The following is a 19,826-nucleotide window of genomic DNA, read 5'->3' as shown; positions in this document are numbered from 1 at the left end:
CTGGGCGAAGGACCTACTTGACCCGGATAAGCGAGGCCTCCTTGCCGGCCGGGTTGTCGTACGACACCGCCATCAGGCCCAACGGCTTGAGTGCCGAGAATGCCGCCGGATCCTTCGTCACAGGGACGCTCGCCTTGCCCCCCGCCGCGACCTCGACGTATCCGCCGTCGTTGAAGGGTTTCGCGGTCGCGTTGTACGTCGCCCTGCCCGGAAACTGGTCGAACGCGTCGCCGTTGAAGGACACGACGGTGTAGCTGAAGGCGCCCTCGATCCCCAGGTCGCCGGCGAAAACTGGCAGGAGCACCGTGCTGGAGTTGGTGGGCGATCCCGCAGCGAAGCCCGAAAAGGAGATCGCCTCAGTTTCGAGGTTGTAGATGAACACCCAGTTGTCCCCGTTGTGGTCGCCGGTGAGAATCGCCCCGGCGTCGTAGCTGAACAGCACCACGTCGTCGGCGCCGTCCCCGTCGGTGTCGATCGGGATGTCGAACTCGATGCTGGCGGCGTTGCTGTAGCGGTCGTGCGTCGAGACGGCGAACACCAGGAGGTCGTCCTCAGGGGCACCATCCAGGTCGACCCGTGGGACCCGGAACGACTGGACTCCTGCCGCCTGGAGGTCGAAACCGCCGCCGAGACGCTGGTCCTTGCGGTCCTCGAGCCCCCACGTGTACACGTCAGCGACACCGGCGGTGACGGCACCCATGTTGGACACCGCCAAGGTGGCCTGCGTCTGGGGGCCGTTGAGCGAGCCGCTCACAGTCGCCGAAACCTTGGTCGAGGGCCGCGGCACCAGGAGGGCGCCCACCCGCAGGGTGTCGGCGCTGCTGGTGAGCACCACGGTGCCGGAGACCTCGGCGAGGTTGGCCTGGGTGGCGCCGACTGAGCCGGGTACATCTGTGGCCTTCACCGCGAGGGTCACCCTCACCGTTGCGGTGCCGCCTGCCGGCACCGCGACACTCTTCCGGTTGAACGTGACCTTGGCGGGCAACGACTCGGCCGTCTTCTCGTAGCCGACGGTGTACGTGCGGGCGGAGGCACTCCGGTTGACGAGCGTGACCGTCCTGGTCGCGGTGAAGTCCCACGCCACCTCGGCGAAGCCGAAGCTGAGCGTGGACTCCCGGAAGGCGCCCCTGCCCTTCGCCGAGTCACCGTAGGCGAAGATCTCGGCGTTCACCAGGCCGGCCGGGTCGACGAGGCCTCCGCCGAGGGTCAGGCGGTAGCCCGCCACCTCGGCGGGATCCGCCGTCGAGACGAGTGCGGCCGAGACATCCTGACCGGACCAGTCCGGGTGGGCCTGCACACCCAGCGCCGCGACCCCCGCGACGTGCGGGGCCGCCATCGAGGTCCCCGAGAGGATGAGCGCGCCGGACCCGGTGCCTACGGCGGCCGAGGAGATGGACACGCCAGGGGCGGTGACGCTCGGCCTGAGCGCTGAGTCGCCCATCCGCGGCCCACCTGAGCTGAATGAGGCGTAGCGCTCGAATCCCGGATTGGCGAGGTCCTTCGCGGTCATGGACAGGGACTGGCCGTCGGCTCCAACCAGCAGAGGGCCGTCGCTGCTCGTCACGCCGAGGAACGGGATGGTGACGAGGAACTCCTCCGAGGGGCCACCGTTGACGTCGGGGACCTCGGTGATCGTCCCCTCGAACGGGGGAAGGGTGTCGCTGTCGTTGATCATGACGACGGCGTCGGCGCCTGCCTGTTGGCCGTACGCGGCGCGCGCCACGCGGGCGCAGTCTCCGCGGGTGGTCACCGCGATCTGGGGCGTGGACGCCGCCGCGCTGATGCCTGCGTCCGTGTAGTCGCTCACTGCGCAGCCGAGGGCCTCGTTCGCCGCCTCAGTGTCTGGATCGTCCGTCAGGACCACCACGTCATAGGGACCCACCGCGAGGTCGGCGTCGTTGGCGTTGATCGCATTGATGGTTTCGCCGCCCAGCGTGAGGTTCGCCCCAGGGAACGTCGCCGTCGAGTCGTTGGCCGCGACACTGATCACCCCGTTGCCTGCGCCCGGGGAACCGGCCAGATACGGGTTGGGGCCGGCGTTGCCCGCGGAGGCCACCACGACGATTCCCTTGGCGGCAGCGTTGCTGGCCGCGACCGAGGCCGGGTCGTCGGCGTTGCCGTAATCGGATCCGAGCGACATGTTGATGACGTCCATACCCGCCTCGACCGCCCAGTCGATGGCCTCGACCGTGAGGTCCGTTGAGCCCTGGCAGCCGAACACTTTCAGCGCGTAGAGGTCCACCTCTGGCGCCACGCCCGGCCCGACCCGGAAGGTGTTCCCGAACGTTGTGGCGTCATAGGGCCCGGTGTAGGGCATGCCGTCGTCGGTCACGCCGCCGCCACCGGTGGTACCGGCCACGTGGGTGCCGTGGCCGCTGCAGTCGATGGGGTTGGCGTCGGGCTTCGGTGTCGAGTTGGCTGGGTCGCTGGCGTTGTAGGAGTCGCCGACGAAGTCCCAGCCGCCCTTGACCCGCGGAGCGGCGTCGCCGATCCAGGCTCGGTTCGTCGTGTTGGTGGCGGACGCGGCCGCAAAGGCCTCCGGGGTCCCCGGGCCGCCGAAGGTGGCGTGGGTGTAGTCGATCCCGGTGTCGATGATCGCCACCTTGACGCCCGCGCCGGTGTACCCGTTGTCCTGCCACACCTGATCGACGCCCAGGTAGGGGACGGAGGTGAGGGTGGTGGGCTCGTGCGTCTGCACCCGCTGCACCGCCTTGACCCCGGGCAGCGCCTCCAATGCAGGGAGGTCCTTGCGCGCCACCGACACCTTGATGCCGTTGTAGGCGGACTGCACCTGGGAGCGGACCTGGGCCCCAAGCTTGCTGAGGGCGGGCTTCAGCTGGTCCTGCTCAGCCTTGCGTTGGGCCTTGAGTGAGTCGCGCTCCGCCTTGGTGAGGGGCCGGGTGGAGGCGGCGTCCACGACGGCGACGGGGTCCGACGCCAGTTCGACCATGACGGTCACCTTGGCCTCGCCGTCGGCGGAGACGGGCACGAAGTCTGAGGAGATCTGGCCGCCGTCCACGCGCTCGAACCGGTCCAGTGGGTCTTCCGGGGCCGCCTGCGCTGTCGCGGGGACTGCCAGGGCGAGCAGTGCGGTGAGGGCTACGGCGCCGACCTTCTTCATGCGTTCCGCCAAATCACTAGGGGAGATAGTGCTGGCCGTCACACTATGAGTGCTGTCTGAGCGAGTCAATGAACGAAAGTCGCGCGGTGGGTGAAGCGGAGGAGCATCCCGGGCGGGACAGTCCAGGACGGGCGCGGACTCGGGGGGGGGCGCATAGGCTCGGGACTCATGCGCCTCTCCGTCCTCGATCTTCTCCCCGTCCGCCGCGGCCAGAGCACCGGCCAGGCGCTCCGCGCGGGCAAGGCCCTGGTCGACGCGGCGGACCGCCTCGGCTACACCCGCTACTGGGTGGCGGAGCACCACAACGCGACCTCTGTGGCGTCCACGTCCCCCGCCGTCGAGCTCATGTACCTCGGGCAGGACACCTCCCGGATCCGGCTCGGCTCTGGCGGCGTGATGCTGCCCAACCACGCCCCGCTCGCGATCGCCGAGCAGTTCGCGCTGCTGGCTGCCGTCTACGGCGACAGGATCGATCTCGGCATCGGGCGCGCGCCCGGCACGGACCCCGTCACCTCAGCCGCGATCCGCGGCCGCCTCGGCGGCGGGCAGTTCGTCGACGCGGCGGGCCGGCCGATGGATCCTGTGCTGGAGTTCCCACGCAACGTCACCGACATCCTCGCCCTGCTCAGCCCCCAGGGCGCCGAGATCCGCCTCCGCCACGGTCAGACCTACACGCTGCGTGCCGCGCCCACCTTGGAGGCGGCACCTCAGGTGTGGCTGCTCGGTTCCAGCGACTACTCCGCTGAGCTCGCGGCCTCCCTCGGGCTTCCCTACGTGTTCGCGCACCATTTCTCCGGCCGCGGCACCCAACGCGCCCTCGACCTCTACCGCGGCGGCTTCCAGCCCGGCGGGCAAGAGCCCCGCCCGCGCACCTTCGTCAGCGTCAACGTGTGCGTGGCCGAAACCGCCGACGAGGCATGGGACCTCTCCGAGCCCCATCAGTACCTCATGGCCTCACTGACCACCCGCGGAGGCATGGACCCGCAGCCGCACGTCGGCGACGAGGTGCGAGCGTTGTTCACCGACGACCTCCGCGCCGCCGTCACGCCCGCCGTCGCCAGCTGGGCGGTGGGCGACGTGGCGCAGGTCCGCGACCAGCTGCTTGCCACCGCCGACGAGTTCGGGGTGGACGAGATCATGGTCCATCCAGTGGCGGGCGCCCGCGACGGCGACCCGGCCGACGCCTGGCCGGCCAAGCTCCGCGGCCTGGAGCTCCTGGCCGAGGCGCTGCTGTGAGCTGACCCGCTCAGCGGCTGCTCTCCGGGGGGCGGGTATATCCCGCCTGCTCGAGGTCCTCCGTGAGATGGTCCACCAGTAGCAGTTCGTCCTTGATCAGCCCGGCGCGGTAGGCGCCGCGCGCCACCAGGCTCGCGGACACAGGCGCGGTCAGCAGCTGCAGCACGATGACGAGCAGGCACAGACCCACTGCCCACCAGGTGCGCAGGCTGAGCGTGATACCCACCGTGACCGAGATCAACCCCAGCACCTGGGGTTTGGTGATGGCGTGCATCTTTCCCAGCACGTCGGGGAAGCGCACCAGCGAGACGGCGGCGCCGAAGCACAGCAGCGCGCCCGCCAGCACGAACAGCGACGCGATGAGGTCGAAGATCTCGTCTGTCATTGGGCCCCCTTCCGGTCTCGGTTGGCGCTGTAGTGGCGCCGGGTGGCCATCCGGTCGGCCACCATCCGCGCCACCGACACGGCGCTGGTGAAGCCCAGCATGGACAGCAACACCAGGATGAGCACCTCCGTGGAGCTGTCGGACCACACCGTCCACAACCCCAGCGATGCCACGACGACGGCCACGATCAGGTCCGCGGCCACGGAGCGGTCCAGCTGGGTGGGGCCCTCCGCGATCCGGTTTGCCCCGATGATCGCGGACACCGTGAGCACCACGGCCGCGACACTCAGGATCACGTCGGTGAGCACTTGAACCATGTCACTCCTCCATCCGGGGGGACGCGTTGACGGGGTGGGTGAGGCACGCGGCGTCGAAGGCGGCGATCTCCTCGTCGGAGCCGAAGGCGCGCACCACCCGCGACTCGACGGCCATGGCCAGGTGCTGCACCCTGTCGAGGGCCGCGTCGTCGACCAGCTCGAGGGCGTGCATGTACAGGCGGCGCGGCTCGCGGACCACCTCGATCACCACCGTCCCCGGCACCAGCGACAGGATCTCGGCCACCTGGACCTGGTACAGGTCGTCGTCGGTGTGGAGGTCCACGCGCACGATCCCGGCGTGGAGGTTCACCTCCCGCTGGAAGGCGAGGCGCAGCAGGCGGACCGACGAGACCACCAGGTCGTAGAGGAGGTGCCAGGTCAGCAGGGCGAAACCGACGGGGCGGAATCTGCCTTGCCAGAAGATCGGGGGCAGCGGGAACATCACGCCGATGACCCAGCCCAGCGCGATGCCCAGGAGCAGCACCAGCGGGGACGCGCTGCCCCACGCGAGGACCCAGACGCCTGCCATGCCGAACACCGACAGAGGCCGGAATCTCACCCGTTGGCGCCACGGGGTGGCGGACTTCATCATCGCAACCCCTCGGGGAGGACGGCGACGATGTACGACCCGTCGCGCAGCGCGGCGGCGGCGGCGTGCGTGTACTCGTACAGCGGGCCGGCGAAGGCTGTCAGCGCCAGGCCGAACGCCACCAGCGCCATCGTGGCGCCCACCTGGAGCGGCGGCATGGGCCGGGTGTCGTCGTCGATGAGCTCGTCCAGGTCCTCGTTGAGCCGCTCCGACTCCGCGCGGCGATGCTCGGCCGGGGTGACGCCCCAGAACGCCCGGTTCCACACCTTGGCCATGGCGATCAGGGTGAGGAGGCTGGTCACCACGCCGCCGGCCACCACCGCCCAGGCCAGCGCGCCGCCGTGGGCGGCCCCGGCCTGAAGCAGGCCGAGCTTGCCGATGAACCCCGAGAAGGGCGGGATCCCGGCCAGGTTCATGGCCGGGAGGAAGAACAGGACGGCCAGCAGCGGAGCCACCTTCAGGAGCCCGCCGAGGCCCTCCAGCGACGACGTGCCGCCGCGACGCTCGATGAGCCCGGTGACGAGGAACAGGGTGGCCTGGATGGTGATGTGGTGGGCCGTGTAGAAGATGGTGGCCGCCATCCCCGCGTCGCTGCCGAGCGAGATGCCGAAGATCATGAATCCGATGTGGCTGACGAGGGTGAAGGAGAGCATGCGCTTGATCTCCACCTGCGCGATGGCGCCCAGGATGCCGACCACCATCGTCAGCAGCGAGGCCACCATCAGGACGTCGTTGACCGGTGACGACGGGAACAGCAGCGTCTCGGTGCGGATGATGGCGTACACGCCCACCTTGGTGAGCAGGCCCGCGAAGACCGCGGTGACGGGCGCGGGCGCTGTGGGGTAGGAGTCCGGCAGCCAGGACCCGAGCGGGAACATCGCCGCCTTGACGGCGAAGGTGACGATCAGAAGCACCTCGAGCAGTAGCTGGACCGGCTCGCTGAGGTCCCGCAGACGCACCGCCAGATGTGCGAGGTTGACCGTGCCCGTGGCGGCGTAGACCGCCGAGATGGAGATGAGGAACAGCGATGAGCTGAGCAGGGAGACGATCACATAGGTGGTGCCGGCGCGGATGCGGTCCCCCGTGCCGCCCAGCGTGAGCAGCACGTAGGAGGCGAACAGCAGGATCTCGAATCCCACGAACAGGTTGAACAGATCCCCGGCCAGGAACGCGTTCGACACGCCGGCCATCAGCAGCAGGAAGGTGGGGTGGAAGATCGACACGGGGGTCTCGCGGCGCACCTCGTCGCTGTCCTGGCCGGTGGCGAAGAGGAGGACGCACAGGGCCACCACCGATGCCACGAACAGCATCAGGGAGCTCAGCCGGTCCGCCACCAACGCGATGCCGAGCGGCTCCGGCCAGTTCGCCAGCCACAAGGCGATCGGCCCCACCTGATGCGTGTGCCAGATCAGGATGCCGGCCACCACGACGATGCCGGAGAGGCTGAGCACCGAGACGATGCGCTGGGTGGCCGGGCGCCGCGGTAGCGCCAGGGCGACGGCGGCGCCGAAGATGGCCAGCAGCACCGGCACGGGGAGCAGGTTCTCCATCATTCGCTCACCACGTCCTCGCCGGTGTCGGAGAAGGTGGTGTCCTCGTAGGACTCGGAGGCCACATCCGCCTCGGCGAGCCGCCGGATGCGGGCGTCCTCGACATCGTCGGCCACCTCGTCGTGCCCGTGCAGCTGGAAGCTGCGGTAGGCGACGGTGAGCACGAACGCCGCGACCGCCATGGTGATGACGATGGCCGTGAGGACCATCGCCTGCGGCAGCGGGTCCGAGGTCTGATCAGGATCCGCCAGTCCGACGATGGGCGCGGCGCCCGGTTCTCCGGCGGCGACGATGAACAGGAGGTTCACGCCGTTGCTGGCCAGCAGGACGCCGAGCAGGATCCTGGTCAGGGAGCGCTCGAGCAACAGGTAGACGCCGGAGGCCACCAGGATGCCCGCGGTGACGGCCAGGACGAGGTTGGCTGTCATCGCAGCTCCTCCCCGCGTCGGGTGTGCCGGGTGTGGCGCGGGGAGTCGTCGTGCGCGTCCGGCCGGCCGCGGTCCTCGGCGGTTCCGCCGTGCCGCGCCGGAAGCGCGATGGTGGAGTCCGGGAGCGGCATGGGGGCCAGCTGGTCGCTGGCGTGCTGGTCGATTCCCGAGCCGAGGCTGCGGACCACGTCGAGCAGCATGCCCACCACCACGAGGTAGACGCCCAGGTCGAAGATCGTCGACGACACGAGGTGCACCTCACCGAAGAGGGGGAGCGCGCCCCACGGCGTGGAGAGCGCGTCCGGGCCCGGCACGTCCCAGTAGTACTCGTAGCTCTCCAGCACCTTGCCGCCGAAGAGCACCGGGACGACGGCGGTTCCCAGCAGCAGGAACAGGCCTCCGCCCAGTAGGCGGCCGGCGTCGAACGGGGCGGCCTCGTCGAGCTCGTGACGCCCCGCCGCCAGGTAGCGGATGATCAGGGCCATGCCCGCCACCATCCCTCCGGCGAAGCCGCCGCCGGGGGAGTTGTGGCCGGCCAGCAGGAGATAGACCGACAGGATGATCATCACGCCGAACAACAGCCGGGTGATCACCTCGAAGACCAGCGACCGGACCAGGGGGGACAGCGTCTGGCCCGCCCGCAGCCACACCCCCGGAGCGGTGTCCGACATGGGGGCGTCCTCGCGGTCCTCGAAGACCTCGTCGGTGCGCGTGACCGACCCCACGCGGGAGCGGAGGAAGATCAGCGAGGCGACGCCGGTGGCCGCGATGACCAGCACCGCGATCTCCCCGAGGGTGTCCCAGGCGCGCGTGTCGACCAGGGCGACGTTGACGATGTTCTTGCCGTAGCCGATCTGGTAGGCGGCCTCGTACCAGGCGTCGGACACCGGATCGGCCACCCGGGCGCCGGCTGCCACGATCGCCACCAGGGTCACCGTGGTCCCCACCGCGGCGGCTACAAGCACCCGCCACCACCGGGTGGAGCTGAGGGGCCGGTTGGTGAAGTAGCGGGGCAGTTTGCGCACCACCAGCACGAACACCACCAGCGTGACGGTTTCGACGAGGACCTGCGTGAGGGCCAGATCGGGGGCGCCTGCCATGGCGAACATCAGCGCCAACCCGTAGCCCGTGACGCCGACCAGGAGGACGCCGCGGATCCGGCCCCGCGATCCTGCGGCCAGGACGGCGGCGGTGATCATGACGGCCGCCACCAGCAGTTGTGCCCAGTGGTCGAAGACCCGGATCTCGGGCCAGAGGCGGACCCGGAGCAGCGCGTAGCTGGCCAGGGTCACCAGGGTGACGAGGATGGTGCCCAGGTAGATCGACAGCGATCCGCGCTGGGAGCGGGCCGTGACCTCGACCGACACCCGGTCCAGGTTGTGCATGGAGCGGTGGTAGAACTCCTCGGCCGTGGTGACCTGCGGGAACGTGGCCTGGATGCGGGCGATGCGCTCACGGAACACGAAGAGGGCAACACCGGCCACCAACGCGACGATCGACATGATCAGGGGCGGGGTGAAGCCGTGCCACAGCGCGAAGCCGTGGCTGGCCTTGCCGGTGGCGACGGTGCGGGCGTAGGGGTCAAGCAGATCAGTCAGCTGGGGGCCGAGGAACCCGCCGATCAGGGACAGCAGGCCCAGGAACATCGGCACGGCGGCGATCCCGACGGCGGGCCGGTGCCAGGACAGCTCCGGGGCGCCGTCCTTGGACGCGAACGCCCCCCACCACCAGCGCAGGGAGTACGCGGCGGTGAGCGCGGAGCCGAAGACCAGGGCGGCGGCCAGCGCGGCGGCGGCCAGTGGGGTCACCGCCTCGACGTCTCCGGAGACGAGGTACTCGATGGACTCGAAGGCGGCCTCCTTGGCGACGAACCCCACCAGCGGTGGCACCCCCGCCATGGACAGCACGGCCAGCCCGCCGAGGGCGGCCAGCCACGGCACGCGGTACCCCACGCCGTTGAGCTCCCGGAGGTCGCGGGTGCCGGCGGAGTGGTCGATGATGCCCACGCACATGAAGAGGGTGGACTTGAACAGGGCGTGCGCGATGACCATGCCGAGCCCGGCGAGGGCGGCCGCCTCGGTGCCGAGCCCCACCAGCAGCACCAGGAATCCGAGTTGGCTCACGGTGCCGTAGGCGAGGAGGAGCTTGAGATCCGTCTGGCGGAGGGCGCGCCAGCCGCCCAGGATCATGGTGATGATGCCCAGCAGCATGACGGTGGGCCGCCACCACGGCACCGACGCGAAGGCGGGCGCAAGCGCGGCCACCAGGTACACGCCGGCCTTCACCATGGCGGCGGCGTGCAGGTAGGCCGAGATGGGCGTCGGGGCAGCCATCGCGCCGGGCAGCCAGAAGTGGAACGGGACGAGGGCGGACTTGCTGAGCGCGCCCACCAGCATCAGCAGCGCGCCGACGGTGGCCAGCGTGCCCGTCGGCGGCTCCGCCAGAATCTCCTGCATGGACAGCGTGCCGGAGGTCTGCCAGAGCGCGACGATGCCCACGAGCATGGCCAGTCCGCCGGTGGTGGTGACGATCAGCGCGGTCTGGGCGGCGCCGCGGTTGGCCCGACGGGTGGGGTCGTGGGCGATGAGCAGGTAGGAGAAGATCGTGGTCAGCTCCCAGAAGATGTAGAGCACCACCAGGTTGTCCGCGGTGACCAGCCCCAGCATCGTGCCGGCGAAGATCGTCAGGATGGCCGCGGACCGGGCCACGGTCATGCCGTCGAAGTACCACCGGCTGTAGAGCAGGATCAGGGCGCCGATCCAGGTCACGATCATTGCGAGCACCCATTGGAGCAGCCCGATCCTGAGGGTGAGGTCCACGCCCAGCAGCGGGATCCACTGGTAGCTCACCAGGTATTCGCCGCCGGCCACGACGGTGGGGGCGAGGGTGGTGAGCCACACCGCCGCTGCCAGCGGGCCCAGCATCAGCACGAAGAAGGAGCGGGCCCCGAGCCATCGGACGAAGAGTGGTGCGAGCGCGCCGAGGACCGCGTGGGCGGCGATCAGCGCGAGAAGCACGCCAGAACTCCCATCTCCTTGGGTTCGTGGTGGCGGGGTCAGTCTATCGGGCGCACAAGGCCTCCGGTGATGCCGGAACATCGACACCGGCGAGGTTTATAGCCATCTGTGGGCCTGTATAAGTTCTTGATACATTGGGACATCAATCGATACACAGGGAGGTCGTCGTGGATCCAGTGTCGAATCCGTACTCACCCGGGGCGGGACGCCTTCCAGCGGCGCTGGTCGGGCGCGGGACGCAGCTCGAGGCCTGGGACGTCGCGCTCCGAAGAATCACTATCGGGAGGGACGCCCAGTCTGTTGTCCTATATGGGCTCCGCGGGGTGGGAAAGACGGTGCTGCTTACCCAGTTCGCCCGAATGGCCGGCGAACGGGGCTGGATCGTGGCCCAGATCGAGGCGAAATCTGGGAGGTCCGTGCGTGACATGGTGGGCGAGGCACTCCATGACGATCTCGTGGACCTGGCGAAGCCCGGTGTGGGCGCCAGGGTGTTGAAGGCATTAAAGACCGCCCTGAGTTTCAAAGCCTCGTACGACGTCACCGGCACGTGGAACTTCGGCGTCAACCTCAACGACAGCCCAGGCGGAGGCGCGGACACCGGGACGTTCGAGTCCGATCTGGGGAAGCTCCTTCGGGACCTCGGTGGCGCTGCGGAGGAACAGGGGGTTGGTGTGGCGGTTCTCGTCGATGAGGCTCAGGACCTTCCCGACGAGGAGCTGATCGCGTTGTGTTCCATCGTCCACGCAGCCAACCAGCGGCAGGATCGCCTCGTTCTCGCACTCGCCGGGTTGCCGAGTCTCCCACGCAAGCTCGCGGAGGCGAAGTCCTACGCCGAACGGCTCTTCAACTACCGGACAGTCGATGCGCTCGCCGATGACGACGCCGCTGCCGCACTGGTGACTCCCGCCGAAGCAGAGGGTGTGGGGTGGGAGGAGGCAGCCATGAACCACATTGTGGTGGCGGCGAGCGGCTACCCGTACTTCCTTCAGCAGTTCGGTCAGGACACGTGGAACGCGACGGAGCTGCCTCCGATCACCCTGCCAGACGCGAAGTTAGGGGTGGCGATCGGCCAACTCGCGCTCGACACGGGCTTCTTTCGGATCCGCTGGGATCGGGCCACCAGTGCAGAGAAGGAGTATCTGAAGGCCATGGCGGTGGATGGTGATGGTGGGAGCAGCTCCGGTGAGGTTGCCGCTCGCCTGCGCAAGAAGACCACCGCTCTCGGGCCCGTCCGGGCCAACCTCATCAACAAGGGTCTGATCTATTCGCCGGATCACGGGGTGGTGGCTTACACAGTTCCCGCCATGGCCGAGTTCGTGAGGCGGCAGGCGCTGTAGCCCGCCGTTGCGGCCAGACGTTTGGAGCGCGAGCCGTACCGATCCTAGAGGTGTCCGCGCAGCCAGGCGAGGTCGAGGGTCCGCTCGGGGATCCCGCCCGGGGTCTCGAGGACGGTGATCGTGTCGGCCTCCCGGACGAGCGAAGCCAGGGTGTCGCCGTCGATCAGCCCCTGCCCCAGGTTGGCGTGCCGGTCCGCGCCGCTGCCCGCCTCGTCGCGCGAGTCGTTGCAGTGCAGCACGTCCACCCGGCCGGTGATCGCGGTGATCCTCCCGAGGAGCCCGTCGAGCTCCAGACCCGCGGCGTGCGCATGGCAGGTGTCGAGGCAGAAGCCCACCCGGTCCGCGTTCGGCGAGCCCGAGAGTGCGTCCCACAGCCTGTCGATGGCCTCCAGGTGCCTGGCCATCGCGTTGCCGCCGCCGGCGGTGTTCTCGATGAAGATCGGCACCTCCAGCTCCAGCGCGTCCACACACTTGCGCCAGTTAACGAATCCGACAGCCGGGTCCTCGTTGGCGGTGACGTGGCCTCCGTGGACCACCACGCCGATGGCGCCTATGGCGGCGGCCTCCGTGACCGTCTGCTGCAGCAGCTTGCGCGAGGGGATGCGGATCCGGTTGTTGGTGGAGGCCACATTGAGGGCGTAGGGGGCGTGCACGACAATGCCGACGCCGGCGGCCTCCGCGGCGGACTTCAGAGCAGCGGCCCCGCCGTCGACCAGGGTGGCCGGCTTCTTCCAGCTCTGCGGGTCGCCCAGGAAGATCTGGACCACGTCCACGCCGAGCGCGGCGGCCTCGGCCAGCGGATCCGTGGAGTCGACGTGGGCGCCAAGTCGCAGAGTCATGCGCCCAACCCTATCCGCGGGGCTGGAAGAAGATGGTGGCCAGCACCCGGGCGCCCAGGGTGAAGGCGAGGAACAGGCAGGTCACCCCGAGGAACACCCAGAGCGGCACCGTCGGCAGCATCAACGGCCCGCCGTCGCGGGTGAGGAGGAAGAGGCCGCCGAGGCCGAGCACGCTGGCGATCAGGGTGAGGTTGAGCTGTTGACCGATCCCCGCCAGGAACCGTCGTTCGTCGGGGTCGGCGAAGCCGCGCACGTTCACCTGCAGCGTGCCGTCCTCCAGGTGTTCGGCGATGCGGGACAACCGCCTCGGCATGCGAGCCAGCAAGGGGAGCAGCGCAGCCAGCTGGTGCGAGGCCTGCTCGCGCATCTTCTCCGGGCTCGCCAACTCGTGGGCGAGTTCGGCGCCCTTGGCGCGGGCGACGGAGACCAGGTCGATCCGGGGATCGAGGAGCCGGAGGGTGCCGTCCAGGGTGCCGAGGGTGCGGAATACCGCGGCCAGCTGCGGCGGGACCCTGAATCCGTGCCGCACCACCAGGTCCAGCAGTTCGGCGAACATCGCCGCCGCCCCGCCCGGAGCCGAGTCGCCGCTGAAACGCATGACGAGTCCTCCGATGTCGCGCTCGAGCGCGCGATCGTCGAGCCCGGGCGGGCGATCCATGAGATCGAGGACCGCGTCCGTCGCCACGAGGGAGTCCTGCCGCTCCACGGCGTACATCAACATCGCGAGCGCGGACCTTGCAGGGCGGTCGAGTCGTCCCACGGAACCGAAGTCGAGCAGGGCCAGCTCGCCGTCGTCGGTGAGGACCACATTCCCAGGGTGGAGGTCGGCGTGGAACACGCCGGTGACGAAGACCTGGTGCACGATGCCGGCGACAAGCTCCTCCGCGAGCGCACGGCGCCGCTCGCTGGGCAATGAAGCTAGCGCGTCCCCAGCCGTGGACAACGGATCGCCGGAAAGCCTCTCCATCACGATGACGCGTTCGGACGACAGCTCGTCGAAGGCCTGCGGGACGATCAGGGTGCCGGAGGCGGCCACGCCGCGCATGTTGGCCACCTCCACCCGGTAGTCCAGTTCTTCGTGCAGCGAGGCCGCGAAGCCTTCCGCCAGTCCCACGGCGCCGATCTGTCGCGCCCACACGGTCCGACGCTCCAGGCCATGGGCGAGCCGGAGCAGGATGTCCAGGTCCGCGGTCACCTGGCGTCGGGCACGAGGACGTTGGACCTTCACCACCACGTCTGTCCCGTCGGCCAGGCGCGCCGCGTGGATCTGAGCCACCGACGCTGCTGCGATCGGCTTCTCCTCCACGGTGTCGAACACCTCGGACAGGGGGCGGTCCAGGCCGGCCTCCAGCACCGGGCGGATGTCCGCCCACGGCTCGGCCTCCACCTGCGAGTGCAGTGTGGACAGCTCCCGGACGAAGGTGGGCGGCAGCAGGTCGGCCCGCGTGGCGAGCATCTGGCCGAACTTGACGAACGTGACCCCGGCGTCGGTGAGCGCCTTGCGAAGCGAGCGCGCCACCCGTGGCGAGCCGACGTCGGCCTTCGCCACGGGCCCGAGGTAGGCGGTCAGCCCGCGACGCAGCAGGATCCACCAGATCACCACATAGCGGCGTAGCCGACGGAGGGCGCCGGGAATACCCGTGATGACGGACGACAGGCTGGGGACGCGGCTCGTGGGGAGGATCACCTCGAGGACCGTGAGCACGATCATCTGGCCGGTGATGACGGATCCGGCCGCGACCACGGCGATGAGGAGCAGCGGGAGCGGGGGACTGTCCGCCGTGACGGCCAGGGAAGTGAGAAGATCGTCGCCGGTCTCCCAGGCTGTCGCGTTGGCCAGCGCGGCGATGATCAGCACGCGGCCCCATCCGACGGGCACGCCGAGCAGCCTCCGGGTGAGGTAGATGAGCACCAGGATGTTGATGAGGGCTCCGATGAAGACGTCCATGCCGTTCTCCTCCGCGTGTTGTCCCAGTCTCCCAGAGGACCTCGGTGGGAGCGGGCGCACGCCGAGGTCGAGTCGGATCCTGTCAAGCGGCCTCAAGGCCGCAGACCGCGTGGGTAGCCTGTGCTCAACAGGCCGTCAACGGGAGCTCACCATGCCTCAGATCAACCACGTCGTCACGCGTCTTCGCGCGGTCGTCGCGCAGCACGGGTCGCGTACCGCCACCCGCATCCGCGAGGGGGAGCGCTGGGTCACGCAGACGTACACGCAGTTCCAGGGCAAGGTCAACCGCGTCGCGCAGGGGCTGATCAACCTCGGCGTCGAGCCCGGCGGCCGTGTCGGGATCTTCCTCGCCAACCGGCCGGAATGGTCGGAGATCGACTTCGGGGCGGCCACCGCCCGCGCCGTCCCGGTGCCGTTGTACGCCACCTCCACTCCTGAGCAGATCAGCCACATCGCGGCCGATTCCGGACTCACGGTGATGTTCGTCGGCAATCAGAGCGAGTGTGAGCGCGTCCTGTCGGTGGCCGACGAACTGCCGGACCTGGCCCACGTCGTGATCCTCAAGCCCTACCCGGGGATGCCGGAGAACGTGACGAGCTACGCGGACTTCCTGGCCGAGCCAGACCACGGCGCCGTCGAGGCCCGCTTCGCCGAAGCCAGCGGCGACGACCTCGCCTCGATCATCTACACCTCGGGGACCACCGGCAACCCCAAGGGCGTGATGCTGCAGCACAGCGCCTTCGTGACGCAGAGCGACGCGTTGGACAGCTTCTTCAATATCCAGCCCGAGGACCACTCCTTGAGCTTCCTCCCGCTCTCACACGCGCTGGAGCGGGCGTGGACCTACGTGGTGCTGCTGCACGGGTCCATGAACACCTACGTGGAGAACGCGCGGACCGTGGCCGAGCAGATGGTGCTGGCGCAGCCCACGATGATGGTCAGCGTGCCGAAGCTGTTCGAGACGGTGTACGCCACTGCCCACGCGAAGGTTGAGTCGTCCGCGGCCAAGCGGCAGATCTTCGCCTGGGCGCTCAAGGTGGGCCGCCACAACCAGTACGCCTACCGCTCCGGCAGGCGCCCCAGCGCCCTGCTGCGCACCCAGCTGGCGCTGGCGGACAAGCTGGTGCTGGGCAACGTCCGCGCGGCTCTCGGCGGCCCCAAGACCGTCCTGGCCTGCGGCGGCGCGCCGTTGCGCCCGGAGATCGAGGAGTTCTTCTCCTCGGTGGGACTCCCCATCCAACAGGGCTACGGGCTGACGGAGACCTCGCCGCTGATCTCGTTCAACGCGCCGGACGACTTCAAGGCCGGCACCGTCGGCAAGGTGCTCCCTGGCGGCGAGCTGCGGATCGGGGACCTCGGCGAGATCCTCTACAAGGGCCCCAACGTGATGCTCGGCTACTGGAACGCCCCTGAGGCCACGGCCGAGGTGCTCATCGACGGGTGGCTGCACACCGGCGACGTCGGCTATGTGGACACCGAGGGGTTCCTCACCATCACGGATCGGCTGAAGGACATCATCGTCACCCTCGGCGGGAAGAATGTGGCCCCCCAGCCCATCGAGGGCCTCATCCTGTCGGACCCCCTCTTCGAGCACGCCGTGCTCCTCGGCGACAACCGCCCCTTCGTCACGCTGTTGGTGAAGCCGTCGCTGCCGCACGTGGAAGCCCTGGCCAAGACGCGCGCGTGGCCCGGCGAGGTGCACGACTGGCTCGCCAGCAACGAACTGCTCGAGGAGCTCAAGAAGAGGGTCGACGAGATGACGGCGAAGCTGCCCAGCCAGGAGCGGCCGAAGGACACGCAGGTACTCAACGAGGAGTTCACCATGGACAACGGCCTCCTCACGCCCACCCTGAAGGTGCGCCGCCGCGCGGTCGAGGCCCGGTTCAAGGCGCTCGTCGACGAGATGTACGCCCGGATGGAGGCCCGGCGCGCGCAGCCGTGACGAGGACGCACCGTCGCCCCTGGTGGGCCACCTGGCCGGGGGCGTTGACCATGGCGGCCGCTTCGCTGGCGATGGCGGCCTGGGGCATCGTCGCGCTGCTCGGCACGGCGCTGCTGCCGGACGACGGGGGCGTGGGCGTGGACTTCGAGGTCGCGGGGCAGGGGATGTTCACCCGTGGGGTGGCGCTGGCTGTGGGTGTCGCGGCGTTGGCGCTGCCGGTGCTGACTTGTCGCTGGGCCCGGAAGCGGTGGGCCGGGTACCTGCTGCTCGGGCTGGGGCTCAGCGCCGTCGTGGGCGCCGTCGGGCTGGTGATGTTCGGCATCCTGTGAGGCGGCTGACTTGGCTGCCCGACACGGAGGGAGCACCATATGCCCATGGGATTGCTTGACTTCCTCGGGAAGCGTTCGCCCGGCCTCTCCGTCGAGGAGACGCTGATGGCGCTCAGTAAGGGCGCGGTGCTCATCGACGTGCGCACCCAGGTGGAGTACGAGGCAGGCCACGCGCCGGGCGCGCGTCCGGTGGACCCGAAGGCCCTGCACGAGAACCCCCTGGATGCCATCCACGGCGACGACCCGCTCGCGGAGCGCGACGGTGCGGTGATCGTCATCTGCGACAACGGCCTGCGGTCCTCGATCGCGGCGGCCGAGCTGCGGTCCAAGGGGCTGCTGGCGGAGTCGGTCGCGGGCGGGCTCCGAGCCTGGGCGAAGGACGGCAACCCGGTGCTCCCCGGCCCCTACCGCCGACGGCGCTGAGGTGCGTCCCGTCTGGGTGGCGCCCTTCGTCGGCGGCGTGCTGGCCGGAGCGACGGCGTCCGCGCTGGCCACCCGTTGGCTCGAGGGGCGCCGCACCATCGACCGCCATGTCGAGGACTACCGCGCCCACTGGGGGCAGCGTCCCGAGGGGGCCGAGGGACAGTTGCGCTACGTGGCGCTGGGGGACTCGGCCGCCCAGGGCGTGGGCGCCACGGCCGTGACCCGCGGGTACGTGCCGAGGGTCGCCGAACGGCTGCGCACCGCCAGCGGCCGCGACGTTCTGGTCACCAACCTGTCGGTCTCGGGCGCCACCAGCGACGACGTGGTGCGCGACCAGCTTCCGCAGTTCGCCGAGCTGGGCTTCGTTCCGGACCTGGTGACCCTGGACATCGGCGGCAACGACGTCATCTACCCCGGGCACAACGCCGCCACGTTCGAGCGCAGCCTGGACCAGATCCTCGCGGCGCTGCCCGCGGGGAGCTTCGTCGCCGACGTTCCGTGGTTCATGGTGCCGGTGCTCGGGGGGCAGTCCCAGCGGATGTCGGTCCTGGCCGCGGCGCTGGTGGAGCGGCACGGGCATCACCTGGTGCCGCTGCATCGGGTGTCGCGGCAGACCGGCATGCTCGGCTATCACCGGCACACCGCCGGCGACTTCTTCCATCCCAACGACCGCGGTTACGAGGGGTGGGCGGAGGCGTTCTGGGGGACGATCGTGGCCAGCGGGCGCTTGGACCAGTTGCGCGTTGCTGATTGATCCGGTCCGGTCTCGGATTCTGGTCCTCCGGGGGGAGGGCGTTGAGCAAATGGCACGGGTCGTGGAGCCGGGCCGGGGGAGCGTGAGCGTGGGCGCATCGTTGAGCCCTGCCATTTGCTCAACGCACCCCTCCGGCGGGGACCGGCGATTTCCCCCGCGCAGTGCCGACGGGTAACCTAGGCGGTCGGCTGACATCCGAAGTCAGTCATGCCCTCCTGCCGCGGGACAGACCCGTGGCCGTTAGTCCGAAGGAGGTGGGGCTGAGCATGCGCAAGTATGAAGTCATGGTTCTCATCGATTCTGAAGTTGATGAACGCCTTGTTCCCGCGCTCGTCGATAAGCATCTCGAAGTCATCACCAAGGGTGGTGGCACCGTCGACAACACCGACCACTGGGGTCGTCGTCGTCTCGCTTACGACATCAACAAGAAGTCCGAAGCGATCTACGCCGTGCTGCAGATCACCGCGGAGCCCGCGATCGTGTCCGAGATGGATCGACTCATGTCCATCGACGAGCGGATCGTGCGCACCAAGGTGCTGCGTCGCGAGGACTGAAAGTTATCCACAGCCTCTGTGCAGACTGAGAAAACTCGGGGCGATCAGCCAAGAGTGAAGGCAGTCGCACCAGGCGCAGATCCGGCACCGAGTGTCGGAGGGGCGCCGTAAGGTAGCAGAGGCAACCCAAGTCCGATATCGGAAGGCACACACAGACATGGCAGGCGAAACCCCCATCACGCTCATCGGCAACCTCACCGCCGATCCCGAGCTTCGTTTCACGCCCAATGGGGCGGCCGTCGCGAACTTCACGGTCGCGTCCACCCCCCGCACGTTCGATCGTCAGACGAACGAGTGGAAGGACGGCGACGCCATGTTCCTCAACTGCTCCGTGTGGCGTCAGTACGCCGAGAACGTGGCCGAGTCCCTGCAGAAGGGCACCCGCGTCATCGTTTCCGGTCGGCTGAAGTCGCGCAGCTACGAAACCCGCGAGGGTGAGAAGCGCACCGTGTTTGAGGTAGATGTCGACGAAGTCGGTCCGGCCCTTCGCTACGCCACGGCCAAGATCACCCGTACTCAGGGTGGCGGCGGCGGTGGCGGTAGCTGGCAGGGCAATCAGGGCGGCGGTAACGCCCAGGCTGGCGGCGGTGGCGGACAGCAGTCCGACCCGTGGTCCGGCTCCGGAGCAGCCGGTGCACCCAGTGCACCCGGCGGCAACCGCGGCGGGAACGATCCCTGGGCACAGTCCCAGCCGGAAGAGCCCCCGTTCTGATCCATCCGCTTAACTAGCCCTCCTGGGCTAGCTGGCACATTCCGTCGCAAGACGGGCTTTCACGGGCGGCAAGCCCGGGAGTAAAGGAGAGCACCACAATGGCCGGTCCACAGCGCAAGCCTGTGAACAAGAAGAAGATCCTTCCGGTAAAGAAGACGCGGGTCGCAAACGTCGATTACAAGGACGTCAACCTGCTCAAGAAGTTCATTTCTGAGCGTGGGAAGATCCGCGCCCGCCGCGTCACCGGGCTGTCGGTTCAGGATCAGCGCAAGGTTGCCATCGCCGTCAAGAACGCGCGTGAGGTGGCCCTGCTGCCCTACGCGTCGACCGCTCGCTGAGCGCAGG

At 69.1% G+C, this 19,826-nt stretch carries 18 protein-coding genes; 9 read left to right on the top strand and 9 right to left on the bottom strand.

Annotation, left to right across the window (positions count from 1 at the left end; translation table 11 throughout):
- Window positions 1-13: 13 nt before the first annotated feature.
- Window positions 14-3,121 carry a S8 family serine peptidase gene (locus tag H5398_RS02825; RefSeq protein ID WP_182798929.1) on the bottom strand — a complete coding sequence of 1,036 codons (3,108 nt, stop codon included), beginning with the start codon at window positions 3,119-3,121 and terminating at the stop codon, window positions 14-16.
- Between the two features lie 168 nt (window positions 3,122-3,289).
- Here H5398_RS02825 and H5398_RS02820 point away from each other — a divergent pair, with 168 nt between their 5' ends.
- On the top strand, window positions 3,290-4,357 hold the full coding sequence (locus H5398_RS02820) for an LLM class flavin-dependent oxidoreductase (RefSeq protein ID WP_182798928.1): 1,068 nt from the start codon (window positions 3,290-3,292) through the stop codon (window positions 4,355-4,357).
- A 10-nt stretch (window positions 4,358-4,367) separates the two neighbouring features.
- On the opposite strand, the gene mnhG is transcribed toward H5398_RS02820, so the two are convergent.
- The 6 genes from mnhG to H5398_RS02790 are packed head-to-tail and all read right to left on the bottom strand — an operon-like array spanning window position 4,368 to window position 10,643.
- Entirely contained in the window at window positions 4,368-4,742 is a 375-nt protein-coding gene (gene mnhG / locus H5398_RS02815) for a monovalent cation/H(+) antiporter subunit G (RefSeq protein WP_182798927.1), read from the bottom strand.
- Window positions 4,739-5,059: a monovalent cation/H+ antiporter complex subunit F gene (locus H5398_RS02810; protein ID WP_182798926.1), complete on the bottom strand. Its 321-nt coding sequence runs from the start codon at window positions 5,057-5,059 to the stop codon at window positions 4,739-4,741. Before H5398_RS02810 ends, mnhG begins: the two co-directional genes overlap by 4 nt.
- 1 nt (window position 5,060) lies before the next feature.
- On the bottom strand, window positions 5,061-5,651 hold the full coding sequence (locus tag H5398_RS02805) for a Na+/H+ antiporter subunit E (RefSeq protein WP_182798925.1): 591 nt from the start codon (window positions 5,649-5,651) through the stop codon (window positions 5,061-5,063).
- A complete protein-coding gene (locus H5398_RS02800) occupies window positions 5,648-7,201 on the bottom strand; it encodes a Na+/H+ antiporter subunit D (protein WP_255443456.1) in 1,554 nt (517 codons plus the stop codon). Before H5398_RS02800 ends, H5398_RS02805 begins: the two co-directional genes overlap by 4 nt.
- Entirely contained in the window at window positions 7,198-7,626 is a 429-nt protein-coding gene (locus H5398_RS02795) for a Na(+)/H(+) antiporter subunit C (RefSeq protein ID WP_182798924.1), read from the bottom strand. The genes H5398_RS02800 and H5398_RS02795 overlap by 4 nt, the downstream gene beginning before the upstream one ends.
- Window positions 7,623-10,643, bottom strand: coding sequence for a Na+/H+ antiporter subunit A (locus H5398_RS02790; RefSeq protein ID WP_220489062.1), 3,021 nt, complete (start codon window positions 10,641-10,643; stop codon window positions 7,623-7,625). Before H5398_RS02790 ends, H5398_RS02795 begins: the two co-directional genes overlap by 4 nt.
- Window positions 10,644-10,810: 167 nt before the next feature.
- Between H5398_RS02790 and H5398_RS02785 the strand changes: the two genes are divergently transcribed.
- Entirely contained in the window at window positions 10,811-11,980 is a 1,170-nt protein-coding gene (locus H5398_RS02785; protein ID WP_182798923.1) for an ATP-binding protein, read from the top strand.
- A gap of 44 nt (window positions 11,981-12,024) precedes the next feature.
- On the opposite strand, the gene H5398_RS02780 is transcribed toward H5398_RS02785, so the two are convergent.
- Window positions 12,025-12,819 (bottom strand): deoxyribonuclease IV, encoded by a 795-nt coding sequence (locus tag H5398_RS02780; protein WP_182798922.1) that lies wholly within the window; start codon window positions 12,817-12,819, stop codon window positions 12,025-12,027.
- Between the two features lie 10 nt (window positions 12,820-12,829).
- Window positions 12,830-14,767 carry an AarF/ABC1/UbiB kinase family protein gene (locus H5398_RS02775; protein ID WP_182798921.1) on the bottom strand — a complete coding sequence of 646 codons (1,938 nt, stop codon included), beginning with the start codon at window positions 14,765-14,767 and terminating at the stop codon, window positions 12,830-12,832.
- Window positions 14,768-14,918: 151 nt separating this feature from the next.
- On the opposite strand from H5398_RS02775, the gene H5398_RS02770 reads away from it, so the two are divergent.
- The 7 genes from H5398_RS02770 to rpsR all read left to right on the top strand — a co-directional run bounded on the left by H5398_RS02770 (window position 14,919) and on the right by rpsR (window position 19,819).
- On the top strand, window positions 14,919-16,709 hold the full coding sequence (locus H5398_RS02770) for a long-chain fatty acid--CoA ligase (protein ID WP_182798920.1): 1,791 nt from the start codon (window positions 14,919-14,921) through the stop codon (window positions 16,707-16,709).
- Window positions 16,706-17,038, top strand: a complete 333-nt coding sequence (locus H5398_RS02765) for a hypothetical protein (RefSeq protein ID WP_182798919.1) — start codon at window positions 16,706-16,708, stop codon at window positions 17,036-17,038. The genes H5398_RS02770 and H5398_RS02765 overlap by 4 nt, the downstream gene beginning before the upstream one ends.
- A 45-nt stretch (window positions 17,039-17,083) precedes the next feature.
- Window positions 17,084-17,461, top strand: a complete 378-nt coding sequence (locus H5398_RS02760; protein ID WP_182781359.1) for a rhodanese-like domain-containing protein — start codon at window positions 17,084-17,086, stop codon at window positions 17,459-17,461.
- 1 nt (window position 17,462) lies between these two features.
- Window positions 17,463-18,215 (top strand): SGNH/GDSL hydrolase family protein, encoded by a 753-nt coding sequence (locus tag H5398_RS02755; RefSeq protein ID WP_182798918.1) that lies wholly within the window; start codon window positions 17,463-17,465, stop codon window positions 18,213-18,215.
- A gap of 266 nt (window positions 18,216-18,481) precedes the next feature.
- Entirely contained in the window at window positions 18,482-18,769 is a 288-nt protein-coding gene (gene rpsF / locus H5398_RS02750) for a 30S ribosomal protein S6 (protein ID WP_182781361.1), read from the top strand.
- Window positions 18,770-18,926: 157 nt separating this feature from the next.
- Window positions 18,927-19,481, top strand: coding sequence for a single-stranded DNA-binding protein (locus H5398_RS02745; protein ID WP_182798917.1), 555 nt, complete (start codon window positions 18,927-18,929; stop codon window positions 19,479-19,481).
- 98 nt (window positions 19,482-19,579) lie between these two features.
- Window positions 19,580-19,819 carry a 30S ribosomal protein S18 gene (gene rpsR / locus H5398_RS02740; RefSeq protein ID WP_182781363.1) on the top strand — a complete coding sequence of 80 codons (240 nt, stop codon included), beginning with the start codon at window positions 19,580-19,582 and terminating at the stop codon, window positions 19,817-19,819.
- Window positions 19,820-19,826: the final 7 nt, after the last annotated feature.

The organism is Tessaracoccus sp. MC1679, assembly GCF_014164775.1.
GTDB lineage: Bacteria > Actinomycetota > Actinomycetes > Propionibacteriales > Propionibacteriaceae > Arachnia.
The sequence above is the reverse complement of the archived record's forward strand: the minus strand, read 5'-3'. Positions and strand labels throughout refer to the sequence as shown.